Below are 16,077 nucleotides of genomic sequence, written 5' to 3' on the forward strand. Positions count from 1 at the left end.
CATTATTAAGCCATCGGGCAGGTCAAAAGACTGCATTTGGGGTCTAACACACGACGATTTTTCTGTGGATAAGCCAATTCACCGCAATTGAGCCTCGATGACGGCTCGGTCGTGGATTGTGCGACGGCGGGGTTTTCCTCCGGGTATGTCCTATTCTGATAACTGGACCCGCTTACTTTTTCGTCAATTTTTGGTATAACTGCCGCAGTTTTCATCTTTACATTCGGTCGCCCAGACCGAGCCAACGCAGGACAACAGCATGCAACGCAGAGAGCCCACATTTGATGGCAACAGTTCATCCTCTATGGACCCTCAGATCCCGAACGGTCCCATTGGTGGCCGTCGACACGCCCCTGCCCAGCCGACCGCGCCGTCTGCGGCACCTGCTGAAGAGACCAGTGGTGGTGGCGGTTCTTCGTTCCTCGCCATTGTTGCGCTGATGCTGGCACTGGCCGGTCTCGGTGGTGCAGGCTTCCTGTATACCCAGTGGCAAGCCACGGTCGCGCAGCTGAAAGATGCCGATGCCCGTATCGTGCAGCTGGAGAAGCGCTTTGAAATGTCGGGTGAAGAGTCTGCCGCGTCAGTAGAAGTACTGAATGCGAAGGTTAAAGAAAACGCCTCCGAGATCCGCAAGCTGTGGGGTGTTTCTTACGATACCAACCGTAAGAGCATTGCCGCCAACAAGGCATCTGCTGCTTCTGCCAAGAAAGAAGTAAACGCACTGGCCAAGAAGGTCAGCAGCGTTGAGACCACAGTTAAGAAACTGGTTGGTCTGGAATCCGAGATCGCTACCCTGAAGGCGTCGACGGTGAACGCTTCCCGCGAGACCAAAGACAAGGTGGCCAGCCTGGAGCGTCAGCTGAACTCTGTGCGTTCCGATCTGACCGCGCGCGTGGGTGCGAACGAAGAAGCGGTGGAATCTATCGACAGCTACCGCCGTACCGTGAACAAGGACCTGGTCCAGCTGCGCGACGCTATCCGCAGCCTGCAGTCCAGCTCCAGCACCGCTTCGGCACCCTGACCTGAGCTAACTGCTTCAAATCAGTGATTAGCGGCGAAGTTTTTCGCCGCTAATCATTCTCATTCCTATCTGTGCTCACTGAATTTCCACAAAGAAATTCGCTCTCCGCATCTCCTACCTGCGTCCTATCCAACACCCAAAGATAATTCGTGTAAAATCGCCGCCTTCGAGACGAGACGACAACCGGAGCCGGCAATGACGATTATCCGCCAGGACGACCTGATCGACAGCGTGGCCGACGCGCTGCAGTTCATTTCTTATTACCACCCACAGGACTTTATCCAGGCCCTGAACCAGGCTTACGAAAAAGAAGCCAACCCGGCGGCGAAGGACGCCATGGCCCAGATCCTGATTAATTCCCGCATGTGTGCCCAGGGCCACCGCCCCATTTGTCAGGACACCGGCATCGTGACCGTGAAACTGAAAGTGGGCATGAACGTGCAGTGGGACGCGGACATGAGCGTGACCGACATGGTCAACGAAGGTGTGCGCCGCGCCTACAACAACCCCGACAATGTCCTGCGCGCTTCCATTCTGGAGGACCCGGATGGTGCCCGTAAGAACACCGGCGACAACACGCCGGCGGTTATCCACTACGAAATCGTGCCCGGCGACAACGTCGACGTATACGTAGCGGCCAAGGGCGGCGGCAGTGAGGCGAAGAGTAAATTCGCCATGCTGAACCCGTCCGACTCCGTGGTGGACTGGGTACTGGAAATGGTGCCCAAGATGGGCGCGGGCTGGTGTCCGCCCGGTATGCTGGGTATTGGCGTTGGCGGTACCGCTGAGAAAGCCATGCTGCTGGCAAAAGAATCCTTGCTGGACCCGATCGACATCCAAGTCCTGCAGGAGCGCGGCGCCTCCAATCGCGCCGAAGAACTGCGTCTGGAACTGTTCGACAAGGTCAACAAGCTGGGCATCGGCGCCCAGGGGCTGGGCGGCCTCACCACCGTGCTGGACGTGAAGGTGAAAGACTTCCCGACCCACGCGGCGAACAAAGCGGTTGCGATCATTCCGAACTGCGCGGCTACTCGTCACACCCACTTCACCCTGGATGGTTCCGGTGCAGCGCGCCAGACACCGCCGAAGTTGGAAGACTGGCCGGAAATTACCCGTGCCGCCGGCGGCAACACGCGCCGGGTGAACCTCGACGAAGTGACCGCCGAAGACGTACTGGAATGGCAGCCCGGTGACACCTTGCTGCTCAACGGCAAAATGCTGACCGGCCGCGACGCGGCGCATAAGAAAATGGTAGACATCCTGGCCAAGGGTGAGAAACTGCCGGTGGATTTGACCGGTCGCTTTATCTACTACGTGGGCCCGGTAGATCCGGTGCGCGAAGAAGTTGTTGGCCCGGCGGGCCCAACAACCGCAACCCGCATGGATAAGTTTACCCGTACCATGCTGGAAGAAACCGGCCTGTTGGGCATGATCGGTAAAGCTGAGCGCGGCCCCACCGCCATCGAAGCCATCCGCGATAACAAAGCGGTGTACCTGATGGCCGTGGGCGGTGCAGCGTACCTGGTTGCGCAAGCGATCAAGGATGCCAAGGTTATTGCCTTCCCGGAACTGGGTATGGAAGCCATCTACGAATTTGAAGTAGAAGACATGCCGGTAACCGTTGCGGTAGATAGCCAGGGCGAATCGGTACATAACACCGGCCCGGTTATCTGGAAGCACAAGATCGAAGAGGGTAGTGTGTAAGCAGTTAATGCTTTCTACTTTTCGAAAAACGGCGCCCTGGGCGCCGTTTTTCATTTAGAGCGTGAGTCACATTAAGTTGATTTGTGTGTGACCCCCCTAGTTCGAGCCGACCGATTCGCGAAGTGTAGTGGTTTACTAATCCCGGACATGAATTTAGGTGGTAAAGTTGCTGCCTGAGACAGAGGTGTAATGAGTAAACAAGGTTGTTCCTTTTCTCCTGAGTTCAAGCTGGATGCTGCCCACCTAGTCGTTGATCAAGGGTATCCAATATCGGAGGCCGCCCGTTCGCTGGATGTCGGCACTACCGTAATCCGCCGATGGGGGAAGCAGTTAGAGTCTGAGCGCAGTGGTGAAACGCCCGCGAACAAAGCCATCACCCCGGAACAGCAAAGAGTCCAAGAACTCGAAGCCCGAATCAATCGCCTGGACCGGGAGAAGGAGATACTAAAAAAAGCTACTGCTCTCTTGATGTCCGACGAGATAAATCGTACGTGCCAATAGGCCGATTAAGTCAGCAAGAGCCTGTCGAACTGGTCTGTGAAGCGTTTGATGTACCTCGATCTTGCTACTACGAGTACAAGATCAGAAAAAACGTTATTGATACATCGAGGGTTCAGCTGCCGGCCAAGGTTAATGACGCCTTCAAGCGTAGCCGTAGTGCCGCTGATAGCCGAACAATCGTGGGTTTACTCAATGATCAGGGCATAACTATCGGGGGGCAAAGTGCGCAGCTTGATGCGCGAAGCTGGCCTGATCTGCAAGCAGCCGGGTCCTCACAAATACAAGAAGGCAACAGTTGAGCGGCCTGACAAACCCAATGAGCTTGATCGGCAGTTCAATGTGGAGATGCCAAATCGAGTTGTAATCCCAAATTTGCACAAAACGTCTACAGCATTGGTCGCGCCTGTTACCGGCGCTATGCGTAAGCACTCTGATAAATAGATTGACTTCAGCTGGTATTGTCTATATCTTGATCACAGCTAAAAAGTAAGTCTCTTTGTTGTATCCTCCATTTCGTCGCAATACCTTAATTCTTCGTCCTGTAGTTTCTAATTTTCAGTCCCTTTTCCGCTATTCACGCCTCATGAAGGCACACCTATATCTATCTACAGGCTAATTTGCTATGTCTAATGTAACTACCGGTATTGTTAAGTGGTTTAACGAATCTAAAGGCTTTGGTTTTATCGAACAAGAGTCAGGCCCAGATGTTTTCGCTCATTTCAGCGCCATCACCAGTTCAGGCTTCAAAACCTTAACAGAAGGCCAAAAAGTTGAATTCACTTTAGGCCACGGCCAGAAAGGTCCTCAAGCAGAGAATATTATTGCGCTCTAATATTTAGACCGCAGCAAAAAGGCAGGCTTTTTAGCCTGCTTTTTTTTGCTTAAAATTCGACACATAAGAAACAGGTAGTCATGTAACAAGTTGCTGTATTCGACCGCCTACACTCTGCTTGCTTTGTGCCGTACGCTACGCTAGCACAAAGCGAGCAGATCAAGGCGGCCAAGCAAGGCGTTATGCATAAAAAATACACATGAAAATAAGATTAATTGCAGTTGATGATGCCTTTCGATTGTCGAAGTTCTACGAGGTCAACCAGATACATCTGCAACCCTGGGAGCCATGCAAGTCAGAGGAGTACCATTCTGAAGCCGCCTGGGAAGCGCGTTTGCTGGAGTGGTGCTCGCCGACGGAAAGCGCCGATTCCTTTCACTTCATTTCAATTGAGCCGAGTAGTGACGAAATAATTGCTACGTGCTCGCTCACGAATATCGTCAGAGGTCCGTTCGAGGCATGTTATATGGGGTACGCGGTTGACCATCGTTACGAGGGTAAAGGTGTGATGAAGACACTTTGTCGGTACGTCATCGAATATGCGTTTAAAGAACTGTCGTTAAATCGAGTTATGGCAAACTACATGCCGAGAAACGGTAGGTCGGCGATACTGCTCAAGAGCCTTGGTTTTGTCAAAGAGGGTGAGGCGAAGCGGTATTTGAAAATTAATGGGATTTGGGAAGATCACATTCTAACGTCACTGCTAAATCCCGCGAATTGATAATGTGTATATGAAGTCCTTCAGAATAGGAAGTAAGTTTCAGCTGTGGAAACTTTTTTGGCTATGTATATTGCCAGTAGTAGTGCTGTATCAAGTATCTTGGTATATGTTTTTTCAAGATGCCCCCAGTTCTATTTGGGTTGATGGGACGTCGCATCGGTTAATTGCGTCAAAGTTGTTTGGGGAGCTTATTCTTTATTCGATAGCAGTTTGGCTCGTTGCTGGGTATAGCTTATTCAGATACCATTTTTTTCATCGGCTGACTTGCCTGATTATACTGGTGGTAATCGGTGTCACAACACACGGTCTGTATAGGGAGCTAGCGAGCTTGTGACAATCCAGCGTACTGGATCAGCACCTTTGTGTAACTAGGCTATTTGACTTGGTTGCTGCTGTTCAGGCCTGTGTTTGTCAGGGTTAAGGAGTGGAGTCGGTACTATGAGTCAACAACCATTTATCGGTCCCTTAATGCTGATTCTTCTAGGTGCTATTCCACTAATAGCATTTGGCTATGCCATAGCCGTTAAGAAGAAATATCATTTGATCGTCGGCTGGAAAGAGGGCGATAAGCCAAAACATCCAGAGTTGCCGAATACCATAGGTCGATCCCTGATTTATGCGGGTCTTGCGGTATTGTTTGCTGCTGTGGGGAGTTATCTAGATTTCATTAGTGATGCTTGGCTGGTGGCGGTTTGCGTGGCCGCGGGGCTGTATGTCGTTCTACGGTCGGTATATGCCGGGGTCAGGTTTTCGAAGAAAAGTTCCTAGTGATTGACAGGGGCATGAAGGTATCTGCGGGTAGTCGCGCAATGTAAACTGCCCGGGGCATCTAATAGTTGTGCGGATGCAAGATGGACTCTGATTTTTTGGATTTCTATGAATCACATGTCTAAGGCAACATATCCTATTAACCAGCACGATGCATACCATGCGCATGTTTACTTTGATGGAGACAGCGGGGTATTCGCATCACAGCTCCGCGACAGTATTCAGCAGGTGTTTCCACTCAAGGTGGGGCGCTTCCATGGGCAGCCTGTCGGTCCACATCCGGTGGGTAGCTTTCAGGTCATCTTTGGGCGTGCAGATTTCTCGGACTTTGTACCCTGGCTGGATTCCAATCGGGGAGAGTTGAGCGTGCTGATTCACGCCCTGACGGGTGATGACCTGAAAGATCATACGGACTATACCTATTGGCTTGGCAAACCGTGGGATCTAAATCTCGCTTTATTCAAAAAGACCGACTAGCCGTGCTAAGCGTCCTAACACGGTCGGCGTTTTTGGCGAATTGACGGTGTCCCCGCTTACGATGGGTTGAAGCATCCAGCTGGTCGTACGGGAACAGTCACTACGCTGAAGCGTGTTCCCACAAATATTCCACCACTTCCTGCTGTGTGCCGCGAAAGATAATGCGGTCCGCATTTTTTTCGATTTGGTAGTCGTACATTGGGTCGTAGTAATCTTGCAGCAGGCTGCTGATCCAGTCCCGGTGTCGCTCGACATTGCCGGTGGTAAGCTGTTGCTCCAGGGCCTGGTCCATCATTGCGGCTAACTGGCGATAACGCTCACTGCCGAGGCGTTTGGTGATATTGGACAGGTTTTGCTTGAGTGACGTGGCAAATATTTCTGGGCCCTGTTCCTCACCGTGTTCGGTGACAAATTCTGCACACAGGTCGATGACATAGTCCCCGAGGATGCGCTCAACCCGGTTTTCAAACGCATCATCCAGCCATACGAGCGGATAGCTGCGCATTTGCTGATGTAATGAGAGGGGCACGGAACAGCGACCGATCAAACGGCTTTCATCCTCCAGTACGAAGTGGTGCTGGCCTGCGGCGCGACGTTTTAAAAAATCGATAGCCAGGGCATTTTCGAATCCGATCTGCGACGGTTGCGGTGTAGCGCGTTTTCCGAAGGTGGAGCCGCGGTGGTTGGCGTGCTTCTCGAGATCTACCGCATTGGCGAGCACGTTGAGCACTTCGGTTTTGCCGGTGCCGGTCATACCGCCCACGAGGGTAAACTGGCATTCACTGACGGCACTTTCTATTTCATTCAACAGGAAAGTGCGCATGGCTTTGTAGCCACCCTGTATTCGAGGGTAATCGACGCCTGCCTCATGCAGCCACTGCTGGCTAATCTGTGAGCGCAGGCCACCGCGGAAGCAAAACAGGTAGCCTTCCGGATGCTCGCGGGCGAATTCGGCCCAGGCGTTTACCCGCTCTTCTTTGATCGCGCCGCTGACCAGTTGGTGCCCCAGTTTTATGGCGGCATCCTGGCCCTGTTGCTTGTAACAGGTACCGACCTTTTGCCGTTCTGCATCGGTCATCAACGGCAGGCTGGTGGCGCAGGGGAAGGAGCCCTTGTTGAATTCAAGTGGGGCGCGGGTGTCAATCAGCGGCCGGTCGCTGAGAAAGATTTCCCGGTAATCTTTGCTGTCTGGTCTGCTTTGGGCGCCACTCATTCCACAATCACCGCAGGGCCTTGTTGTGCACCCTCAGGGTGTGGCGCTACCAGTTCGCCGATCGGTTGCAGTTCCAGCCCAAATTCCGCGGCCGCGGCGAGAAACTCGGCCTCCTGTTGTGGCGCAACCGCAACCAACAAACCACCGCTGGTTTGCGGGTCGGCAAGTAGCTGTTTTTGATCGTCGCTCGACAGGCTGACCCGGTGCCCGTAACTGTCAAAGTTTCGACCAGTACCGCCGGGTACGCAGCCCTGCTGCAGGTAGTGGTCGACTCCCGGGATGCGCGGTACCGCATCGTAGCGAATACGTGCGGTGAGGCCACTGCCATCGGCCATTTCCACCAGGTGCCCGAGCAGGCCAAAGCCGGTAACGTCGGTCATTGCGCTGACGGCGTCCATACGTGCGAAGCGGCTGCCTGGGCGGTTCAGCGTGCACATGAGGTCACGGGCTGTGCCGGCATCTTCCGGGCGCAGCTTTTCCTGCTTTTCAGCGGTGGTCAGGATGCCAATACCCAGAGGTTTCGTAAGGAACAGTTTATCGCCGGCGCGGGCGCTGTCGTTGCGCTTCAGGCGCTGCTTTTCCACCACGCCTGTCACTGCCAAACCGAAGATGGGTTCTGGGGCATCGATGGAGTGGCCGCCCGCCAGGGGAATGCCGGCGTCGGCACACACCGCGCGGCCGCCGCGAATCACTTCACGCGCTACTTCAGGCGGCAGCAGATTTACTGGCCAGCCGAGGATGGCGATGGCCATCAGTGGGTCGGCACCCATGGCGTAAATGTCACTGATCGCATTGGTGGCGGCGATACGCCCGAAATCGTAGGGGTCATCTACGATGGGCATAAAGAAATCGGTGGTGGAAACCACGCCCAGCTGCTCATCCAGGCCGTATACGGCAGCGTCGTCCCGGGAGTGGTTGCCAACCCATAGATTCGGGTCCATTTGCGGCGCATCGCTATTGGCGAGAATCTTGTCGAGCACCGCAGGCGAGATCTTGCAGCCGCAACCAGCGCCGTGGCTGTACTGGGTGAGACGTACTGGGGTTGATGGTGTGGAATCGCTCATGGGGGCTCCGGGAATTGCGTGGCGGCAATTTTACCAGCCGCGGCCTGCGGAAGCATGTGTCCCCGTTGAACTTCTCATCTTGGTCCTTTCTTAGACGCCTTCTGTCGAGACTGAGCGTCAGGGACTTGCGGAGGTGTGGGCAATCCATTTAGATAGTTGGTCAGTATAAAAAGGATCCGGTCCGCCGGATTACCACGGCAAGTTGGAGTTGCATTTGTTGCTTTCGATCGTTAACCGCACTGTATTTCTGGCCTCAGTGCTGCTGATGGCCTGTTGGAGCGGTTTATCTGCTGCTCAGGAAACCGCCAGTGGCGATCACGTCAAGGTGCGCTGGCTGGTGCCCGATACTTTTGGCCCGGGTGCCGAAACCATTGGTTTCTACTTTGAAGTAGACCCAGGTTGGCACGTGTACTGGCGCAATGCTGGGGATTCCGGCGCCGCGCCACGCTTTGATTTTGCCGGTGCCACCGGTGAGGTGGGGCCTATCCAATGGCCATTCCCGGTACGCCTGCCCATCGAGCACCTGACCAACCTCGGCTACGAGGGCGATGTCGCCTATTTGTTTGAGGTGACCCCAGACGCTGCGGCGATGGATATCGTAGTGAATCTGGAGTGGTTAGTGTGCAAGGTGGACTGCATTCCCGGCTACGGCATCATGACCCTGTCGCGGCCCGTGGGCGAAGCAGCGAGCTGGCAGCCACAGGATGTGCTGCGCGACCGCTTTCTGGCGATGGTCCCGGCTGAGGCCACTGCGGAGAATTTTCCCTGGCAGGTTGCGGCGGTTACCGCTTCACCACACGCCGACACCCTTCAGCTTGAGCTGGCGCCGCGAGAAGCGGGAGTGGAGTTATCCACACCAGACGTTTTTCCCCTCGACGGCGGATTGCTGACGGCAAAAGCGCCAGAGGTGGCGCAGGCTGGCGAAAACATCCGCTATACCTTTGAGCGAGTTCCCGGTGCCCCCATGTCTCCAACCACCGGCTTTGTGGTGAGCGACGGCGAGCGAGCCTGGCAGCTGGATGATCAGGAAATTCAGGCTGGTGCGGCGAGTGCGTCTGCTGCTGCCGGTGCTGTGGCTTCCACGACTGGGCCAGCGAGTACTCAGCCGTTGTGGCTGCTGATTCTGGCCGCCATTGCCGGCGGTGCAATCCTGAACCTGATGCCGTGCGTATTCCCGGTGCTTTCGATCAAGCTGTTCAGTTTGGCCGGGCACAACGGGCAGGCGGCCCATCGAGTGAGGGAAGGGCTGCGCTATGCTGCTGGGGTGCTGGTGACCTTTGCCGCACTCGGTGCACTGTTGCTGGTGTTGCGCGCAGGCGGTTCTGCCATAGGCTGGGGGTTCCAGCTGCAATCGGCACCGGTGGTGCTCGGGTTGATTCTGCTGTTCTGGGTGATGGCATTGTCTTTCAGTGGCCTGTATGAATTTGGCCATCACCTGATGAATGTGGCGGGGCGCAGCCGCGGCGGCAGTTTTGCTACCGGTGTGCTGGCGGTGTTTGTTGCGGCCCCCTGTACCGGTCCCTTTATGGGCGCGGCCCTGGGCGCCGCTACCTTGTTGCCGGCATACAGTGCCATGGCGATCTTCTTCGGCCTGGGTATCGGCCTGGCGTTACCATTTGTACTGTTGTGTGTGTTCCCGGCGCTGCTGAACCGCTTACCGGCGCCGGGCCCGTGGATGGAAACTCTGCGCCAGGCGCTGGCCTTCCCTCTATACGCAACAGTGATCTGGTTGCTATGGGTACTGGGGCGTTTGGTAGGCGAGAGTGGCTGGCTGATCGGCGCGATGCTGATGCTGGTGATCGTATTCGCCTTCTGGTTAGGGCGCCACGCATTCCGCGGTAGCCGCTGGCTGGCCTGGGGATTGGTGCTGGCAGCTCTGGTGGCAAGCTTTAGCGCGGCCAACCGACTGCAGGAGCAGGGCGTTGTCAGTGGTAGCGTGCAGCAGCAGGAGGCCGCGGCGGGCTGGCAGCCCTACGACCGCAATGCGATTGCGCAGGCGCTGGCCAGTGGGCAGGCGGTATTTATTGATTACACCGCCGCCTGGTGCATAACCTGCCAGGTGAATAAAAAACTGGTGCTGGACACGGCGGAAGTTGCCGACCTGTTCCGCGAAAACGATGTCTATCTGGTGCGCGCCGACTGGACCAATCAAGACCCGGAAATTACCCGTGCACTGGGCGAGCTGGGGCGCAATTCGGTACCGGTGTATGCCTGGTACCCGGCGGGCGAGCGAACGCCGGTACTGCTGCCGCAGATTTTGCAGGTCAGCATGATTAAAGATTTATTTAGTGAGTAGTAACCCGGAACACTGTAACCAAAGAGGATGCACTGTCGTGATGAAACAAGGTATGCGTAGTAAACGTTCGATTGCTAAATTGCTGGGCAGCGCCGTGCTGTTTGCTCTGCCAACCCTGGCCCTGGCGGCTGCGGTACCGGGTGAGAAAGCCCCGGCATTTAGTGAAGTAGATGCCGCGGGAAAAACCCACAACCTGAAGGACTACGAGGGCCAGTGGCTGGTGCTGGAGTGGTTTAACAAAGACTGCCCTTACGTGAAAAAGCACTACGGTAGCGGCAACATGCAGGCGCTGCAGAAAAAGTACGCCGACGCGGATATCAATTGGCTGACCGTGATCTCTTCTGCAAAGGGCAAGCAGGGTTACCTGGAGCCGGCTGAGGCGCTGGACGTGGCGAAGAATCACAAGCTGCAAGCCAGCGCGCCGTTCCTGCTCGATAGCGATGGCAGCATGGGCCGTGCCTATGGCGCCAAGACCACACCGCATATGTTTATCATCAATCCCAAAGGCGAAGTCGTGTACGCCGGTGCCATCGATGATAACGATTCGGCGAACCCGGCAGTAATCCCGGACTCTGCCAACTACGTTGCGGCAGCACTGGATGCGTCATTGTCAGGCAAGGCCATTGAGGTGGCTTCCTCGCGCGCGTATGGCTGCAGCGTGAAGTACTGAATCACAGCCGCAGCTCTTAGCTAGAGAAAAGGCGCTGCCGGATTCCGGGAGCGCCTTTTTTTATGCGACCTAATTGTTTGTGGCTCGGCTTAAAGGGCGGACAGCGATTTGTTCATGGCGCCGGTTAATTGCGTGAGATCTTCAGAACTGATCACGTAAGGTGGCATGGTGTAAACCAGCTTGCCAAATGGGCGCAACCAAACACCCTGTTCGATCAGGCTCTCCTGCAGCGTTTTGTTATCCACAGGCTGCTGCATTTCTACCACACCAATCGCGCCCAGTGTGCGCACGTCGGCAACGCCTGGTGCATCTCTTAATGGCGCGAGCTCATTGTGCAGCTGCTGTTCAATATCGCTGATGCGCTGCTTCCAGTCGCTTTTAAGCAGCAGGTCGATATTGGTGTTGGCCACGGCGCAGGCCATGGGGTTACCCATAAACGTGGGGCCGTGCATAAATACGCCGGCTTCTCCGCTGCAAATGCCGTTGGCGACTTTGTCGGTGCACAGGGTGGCGGCCAGGGTGAGTACGCCACCGGTTAGGGTTTTACCCAGGGTGAGGATGTCCGGTGAGATCTCTGCGTGTTCGCAGGCAAACAGTTTGCCGGTGCGCCCGAAGCCGGTGGCAATTTCATCGGCGATCAGCAACACATCGTACTCGTCGCACAGTGCACGTACGCGCTGCAGGTATTCTGGCGAATAGAAACGCATGCCGCCTGCGCCCTGCACGATGGGTTCGAGAATGACGGCCGCGAGGCTCTCGTGATTCTGTTCGATCAGCTGCTGTATTTCTGCAGTGTCGCTGTCGGAACATTGCTCGCCGAATTTTGGTGTCGGTGCGGGGGCAAACAGGTGCTGCGGCAGCAGTTTGGCAAACAGGTGGTGCATGCCGGTGACCGGGTCGCAGGTAGCCATGGCGCCGAAGGTGTCGCCGTGGTAGCCGTTGCGCAGTGCCAGTAATTTACTTTTTTCTGGCTTGCCCTGGGAATGCCAGTATTGCAGCGCCATTTTGATGGCGACTTCGACGGAGACGGAACCGGAGTCTGACAGGAAGACTTTCTGCAGTGGCTCGGGGGTGAGCGCAACGAGCTTTTTGCACAGTTCGATCGCGGGCTCGTGGGTAAGGCCACCAAACATGACGTGGCTCATTTTCTCCATCTGATTCTGCATGGCGGCGTTCAGCTCGGGAACGTTGTAGCCGTGCAGGGTGCTCCACCAGGAACTCATTCCGTCGATCAGGCCACGGCCGTCTTCCAGATAGATTCGGACGCCTTCGGCGCGGGCGATGGGGTAGACGGGTGGTGGATTGATCAGGGAGGAGTAGGGGTGCCAGACGTGCTGTTTATCGAATTCGAGATCGATCATTTTTGTGCTTTGAATATCTTATGTGGCGGCAGTGAGCGGGGATTCATTTTCAGAACCGCTATAAATACATCCCTGTAAGCTGCGTCGGCGACGTCCATGTCGCCGACGCTTCTGAAAATGAATCCCCGCTCACCACCTTCGCATTTAACTTTTTACTTCGTTAGCCTTCTCTTTGTTTCGCGAACAGAGAAAGCTGAATTTTTAGGCGAGTTCGCGCAAGACCTTAAGCGGAGGCTGGCTAACCGCACTTCTGCACGCCAGCGTGCCGGCTGTGCCCACCAGCAATGCCCCGGCCAGCGGCCCAATCACCCACAGTCCCGGATGGAACTGGAAGGGCATGTCGAATACCCGTTGGGTGAGCACGGCCAGTGTGGCTTCGGTGCCGATGGATGCGAGCAGGCCGGCGGCAACGCCGAGCAGGCCAAACTCTATCATCAGGCTGCGAATCAGTAGCTGGCGACGGCCGCCCAGTGTGCGGATTACCGCGGCTTCCTGCAAGCGCTCGGCGATACTGGCGCGCACGCCGGCAACCAGTACCAGTACGCCGGCAACCAGCATCAGTGCGAGTACGGATTCCACGGCAATGGCCACCTGGCCAATGGTTTCGCGGATGTTTTCGAGAATCTTATCCAGTTCGATGATGCTGACGCTGGGGAAGTTTTTCACCAGTTCATTGACGAACAGTTTGTCTTCCGGCGGCAGGTAGAAGCTCTGGATGTACGTAGCCGGGAAGGTGTCCAGACTGCCGGGGGCAAACAGCATAAAGAAGTTGGGGCGCATGCTGTTCCAGTCGAGGGTGCGCAGGCTGGTGATGGTGGCTTCGGTTTCGAGGCCGCCAATGGAGAAGCGCAGCACGTCGCCAAGGTTCACGCCCAGTCGCGCGGCGACTTCCACTTCCACGGATACTCCGTCGTTCTGGTTCTCGCTCCACCATTCTCCGGCAACAATCTTATTGTCGGCGGGAACGGTATCTGTCCAGCTCAGGTTCAGCTCGCGGCGGATTGAACTGTCTTTTTGCTCGCGTTCATTCACCGGGGTGCCGTTTACCGCGATCAGGCGGCCGCGCACCATGGGGTAGAACTCGGTGCCCTCGAGGTTTTTGCCCTCAACCTTTTGTTTTACGCCGTCCAGTTCGTAGGGGGCGATATTCACCAGAAAATGGTTGGGGGCATTTTCCGGCAGCTGCATCTGCCATTCATCGATCAGCGCGGTGCGCGCATAGAACATGGCGAGCATGGCCAGAAGACCGGTGCCGAAGGCAGCAATCAGCAGGGTATTGAAGCCGGCGCGGCGCTGCAGGCTGCCGAGCGCGATGCGCCAGCTACCGCCCAGGGAGGCGAGGCGCCCGCGTACCAGTAGTCGGTTCACCACGGCGGCACCGGCAATCAGCAGGCCGAGGCCGGCAAGCAGCGCCAGGGTGATGGCGAGGCTGCCGGATAACCACCAGATCAGCAGCAGCATCGACAATGGGCCGGGAATCAGCCCGAGCCATTCGCGCTTGTCCGGGTTGCTCCAGTCCTGACGCAGGGTCTGCATGGGGTCGGTTTGGGCCAGACGGAACAGTGGCGGCATGGCGAAACCGATTACACAGGCGACGCCGGTAGCGAGGCCAACCCACAGCGGCTGAATACCACTGGGGGGCGGGGCAACCGGGAAGAAGCCTTCCAGCAGATTCACCGCCTGGGACTGAATCAGCGAGCCGATGGCCAGGCCGAGGGCGGTGGCAATCAATGCGAGTGCGCTCATCTGGCCGATATAAATACCGAGGATTTTATTTTTGCCGGCGCCGAGGCTTTTCATTACCGCCACATAGTTGGCGTGGCGCAGACCGTAGCGGCGTGCCGCGAGGCCGACGGCAACACTGGCGAGCAGCACCGCGAGGCTGGCGGCGAGGAACAGGAAGCTCTCGGCGCGATCCAGGGTGCGCGCTACCTGTGGCTGGCCGTCTTTGAGGTCGATGACGCGCTGGTGTTCGGTGAGTTGGGGTTTCAGCCAGTTGAAGTAGCTGTTGAGCGCGGCGTCATCACCGGAGAACAGGTAGCGATAGGTCACGCGGCTGCCGGGCTGCAGGATATTGGTCGCGGCGAGGTCCGACTGGTGCATCATCAGTCGTGCGCCCATGGAGAAGAGGTTCGCCCCGCGATCGGGCTCGTGGTCGAGGATGCGGGTAATCGCGAAGTCGCCATCGCCCAGCGCCAGCCGGTCGCCGATTTGCAGGTTCATCAGCGGCAGTAAGCGGGCCTCCAGCCACACTTCGCCGGGTGCGGGACCCTGTTGCACCGGGCGCGGCTCATCGCTGGCGTTTGCGCGCACTTCCAGGTGGCCGATCAGCGGGTAGCGGTCGGTGACTGCTTTGACCGAGGCAAACTGGAATTCATCGCCGGCGGAGAGCATGGAGGCAAATGCAGTGGTTTGTGCCTGCTCCAGGCCCAATTCGTCGGCTTTGCGCAACCATTCCTGGGGCACCACCTTGCTGCTCTGCACTACGCGTTCTGCCGCGAGAAAACTTTGCGACTGGATGTGCATGGCGCGGGTGAGGCGATCGGAGAAGTGCGCAATCGCGGTGACGCAGCTCACGGCGAGGACCAGTGCGGTGGCGATGAGGGCCAGTTCGCCCCCGCGCCAGTCGCGGCCCAGTAGTTTCAGCGGCAGCATCAGACAGACACCTCCGCCTGGTCGCCCAGGTAGTTGTCGGGGATATCGGCGGTGGTGATTTCGCCGGCGGCCATGCGCAGGTGCGCGCCGCACCGCTCCGCCAAGCGCTGTTCGTGAGTGACCAGTACCAGGGTGGTGTTGGTCTCTTCGTTCAGCTTGAACAAGAGGTCAATCACCTTTTCGCCGTTGTGGGCATCCAGGCTGCCGGTGGGTTCGTCGGCGAACAAAATACCGTTGTCGGCGGTCGAAGAGTCATTGGCAATACTGCAGAAGGCACGGGCGATGGCCACGCGCTGCTGTTCGCCGCCGGAGAGCTGGCGCGGATAGTGGTGCAAACGGTGACCGAGACCAACGCGCTCAAGGAACTCCTGCGCACGCTTGCCGGCGTTGCGTTCACCGCGCAGTTCACTGGGCAGCATGACGTTTTCCTGCGCGGTGAGGCCGGGCAGCAGCTGGAAAGTCTGGAACACGAAGCCGACGCAGCGGGCGCGCAGCGCCGCGCGCTGTTCTTCGTCCATGGCGGTGATTTCTTCGCCGGCCAGCCAGATCTTGCCTTCGGTGGGGCGGTCGAGTCCGGCCAGCAGGCCCAGCAGCGTGGATTTACCGGAGCCAGAGGCGCCGGTGATGGCGAGGCTCTGGCCGGTGGGGAGTTGCAAGGAAATGTCGCTTAGCAGGGTCAGTGGGCCCTCACTTGTGCTGACTCGGTGGTGTAGGTTTTCGGCTTTTAGCATCACTGACATGGCAAGTCCCTGGAATTTCTGCAAAATGCGCTGTAGATGAATAGTGGAGAGTAT

The 16,077-nt window shown here is 56.8% G+C and carries 14 protein-coding genes; 9 read left to right on the forward strand and 5 right to left on the reverse strand.

Translation table 11 applies throughout. From position 1 onward, the window contains the following. The first annotated feature begins 259 nt into the window (after nucleotides 1–259). From LCM31_RS14640 to LCM31_RS14670, 7 genes are all read left to right on the forward strand, one after another. Entirely contained in the window at nucleotides 260–1,021 is a 762-nt protein-coding gene (locus tag LCM31_RS14640) for a hypothetical protein (RefSeq protein ID WP_224871273.1), read from the forward strand. A gap of 195 nt (nucleotides 1,022–1,216) precedes the next feature. Next, the gene (locus LCM31_RS14645) at nucleotides 1,217–2,725 is read left to right on the forward strand and encodes a fumarate hydratase (protein WP_224871276.1); all 1,509 of its coding nucleotides are present in this window, start codon (nucleotides 1,217–1,219) and stop codon (nucleotides 2,723–2,725) included. Between the two features lie 189 nt (nucleotides 2,726–2,914). Then, nucleotides 2,915–3,226 (forward strand): transposase, encoded by a 312-nt coding sequence (locus tag LCM31_RS14650; protein WP_224871278.1) that lies wholly within the window; start codon nucleotides 2,915–2,917, stop codon nucleotides 3,224–3,226. A gap of 622 nt (nucleotides 3,227–3,848) precedes the next feature. Then, nucleotides 3,849–4,058: a cold-shock protein gene (locus tag LCM31_RS14655; RefSeq protein WP_224871281.1), complete on the forward strand. Its 210-nt coding sequence runs from the start codon at nucleotides 3,849–3,851 to the stop codon at nucleotides 4,056–4,058. 199 nt (nucleotides 4,059–4,257) lie between these two features. Then, the gene (locus LCM31_RS14660) at nucleotides 4,258–4,779 is read left to right on the forward strand and encodes a GNAT family N-acetyltransferase (RefSeq protein WP_224871283.1); all 522 of its coding nucleotides are present in this window, start codon (nucleotides 4,258–4,260) and stop codon (nucleotides 4,777–4,779) included. 438 nt (nucleotides 4,780–5,217) lie between these two features. After that, entirely contained in the window at nucleotides 5,218–5,547 is a 330-nt protein-coding gene (locus tag LCM31_RS14665; protein WP_224871285.1) for a hypothetical protein, read from the forward strand. Nucleotides 5,548–5,664: 117 nt separating this feature from the next. Further along, on the forward strand, nucleotides 5,665–6,024 hold the full coding sequence (locus tag LCM31_RS14670; RefSeq protein WP_224871287.1) for a DOPA 4,5-dioxygenase family protein: 360 nt from the start codon (nucleotides 5,665–5,667) through the stop codon (nucleotides 6,022–6,024). 100 nt (nucleotides 6,025–6,124) lie between these two features. On the opposite strand, the gene mnmH is transcribed toward LCM31_RS14670, so the two are convergent. Then, entirely contained in the window at nucleotides 6,125–7,237 is a 1,113-nt protein-coding gene (mnmH, locus tag LCM31_RS14675) for a tRNA 2-selenouridine(34) synthase MnmH (protein ID WP_224871289.1), read from the reverse strand. Then, nucleotides 7,234–8,301 (reverse strand): selenide, water dikinase SelD, encoded by a 1,068-nt coding sequence (selD, locus tag LCM31_RS14680; protein ID WP_224871291.1) that lies wholly within the window; start codon nucleotides 8,299–8,301, stop codon nucleotides 7,234–7,236. The genes mnmH and selD overlap by 4 nt, the downstream gene beginning before the upstream one ends. Before the next feature lie 214 nt (nucleotides 8,302–8,515). Here selD and LCM31_RS14685 point away from each other — a divergent pair, with 214 nt between their 5' ends. After that, the gene (locus LCM31_RS14685; protein ID WP_224871293.1) at nucleotides 8,516–10,597 is read left to right on the forward strand and encodes a protein-disulfide reductase DsbD family protein; all 2,082 of its coding nucleotides are present in this window, start codon (nucleotides 8,516–8,518) and stop codon (nucleotides 10,595–10,597) included. A 52-nt stretch (nucleotides 10,598–10,649) separates the two neighbouring features. Then, nucleotides 10,650–11,267, forward strand: coding sequence for a thioredoxin family protein (locus LCM31_RS14690; RefSeq protein ID WP_224871295.1), 618 nt, complete (start codon nucleotides 10,650–10,652; stop codon nucleotides 11,265–11,267). A gap of 89 nt (nucleotides 11,268–11,356) precedes the next feature. Here LCM31_RS14690 and bioA read toward each other — a convergent pair whose 3' ends face one another. From bioA to LCM31_RS14705, 3 genes are all read right to left on the reverse strand, one after another. Continuing rightward, nucleotides 11,357–12,628: an adenosylmethionine--8-amino-7-oxononanoate transaminase gene (gene bioA / locus LCM31_RS14695; protein ID WP_224871297.1), complete on the reverse strand. Its 1,272-nt coding sequence runs from the start codon at nucleotides 12,626–12,628 to the stop codon at nucleotides 11,357–11,359. Nucleotides 12,629–12,829: 201 nt separating this feature from the next. After that, nucleotides 12,830–15,283 carry an ABC transporter permease gene (locus LCM31_RS14700; protein ID WP_224871300.1) on the reverse strand — a complete coding sequence of 818 codons (2,454 nt, stop codon included), beginning with the start codon at nucleotides 15,281–15,283 and terminating at the stop codon, nucleotides 12,830–12,832. Beyond that, entirely contained in the window at nucleotides 15,283–16,023 is a 741-nt protein-coding gene (locus tag LCM31_RS14705; RefSeq protein WP_224871302.1) for an ABC transporter ATP-binding protein, read from the reverse strand. The genes LCM31_RS14700 and LCM31_RS14705 overlap by 1 nt, the downstream gene beginning before the upstream one ends. Nucleotides 16,024–16,077: the final 54 nt, after the last annotated feature.

The sequence above is a fragment of the Microbulbifer agarilyticus genome (assembly GCF_020171345.1).
Taxonomy (GTDB): Bacteria; Pseudomonadota; Gammaproteobacteria; order Pseudomonadales; family Cellvibrionaceae; genus Microbulbifer; species Microbulbifer agarilyticus_D.

Coding starts and splice junctions, on each gene's coding strand:
- LCM31_RS14655 (WP_224871281.1), top strand. CDS start 3,849: ATGTCTAATGTAACTACCGGTATTGTTAAGTGGTTTAACGAATCTAAA.
- LCM31_RS14665 (WP_224871285.1), top strand. CDS start 5,218: ATGAGTCAACAACCATTTATCGGTCCCTTAATGCTGATTCTTCTAGGT.
- LCM31_RS14640 (WP_224871273.1), top strand. CDS start 260: ATGCAACGCAGAGAGCCCACATTTGATGGCAACAGTTCATCCTCTATG.
- LCM31_RS14660 (WP_224871283.1), top strand. CDS start 4,258: ATGAAAATAAGATTAATTGCAGTTGATGATGCCTTTCGATTGTCGAAG.
- LCM31_RS14670 (WP_224871287.1), top strand. CDS start 5,665: ATGTCTAAGGCAACATATCCTATTAACCAGCACGATGCATACCATGCG.
- LCM31_RS14645 (WP_224871276.1), top strand. CDS start 1,217: ATGACGATTATCCGCCAGGACGACCTGATCGACAGCGTGGCCGACGCG.
- selD (WP_224871291.1), bottom strand. CDS start 8,301: ATGAGCGATTCCACACCATCAACCCCAGTACGTCTCACCCAGTACAGC.
- bioA (WP_224871297.1), bottom strand. CDS start 12,628: ATGATCGATCTCGAATTCGATAAACAGCACGTCTGGCACCCCTACTCC.
- mnmH (WP_224871289.1), bottom strand. CDS start 7,237: ATGAGTGGCGCCCAAAGCAGACCAGACAGCAAAGATTACCGGGAAATC.
- LCM31_RS14705 (WP_224871302.1), bottom strand. CDS start 16,023: ATGTCAGTGATGCTAAAAGCCGAAAACCTACACCACCGAGTCAGCACA.
- LCM31_RS14690 (WP_224871295.1), top strand. CDS start 10,650: ATGCGTAGTAAACGTTCGATTGCTAAATTGCTGGGCAGCGCCGTGCTG.
- LCM31_RS14650 (WP_224871278.1), top strand. CDS start 2,915: ATGAGTAAACAAGGTTGTTCCTTTTCTCCTGAGTTCAAGCTGGATGCT.
- LCM31_RS14700 (WP_224871300.1), bottom strand. CDS start 15,283: ATGCTGCCGCTGAAACTACTGGGCCGCGACTGGCGCGGGGGCGAACTG.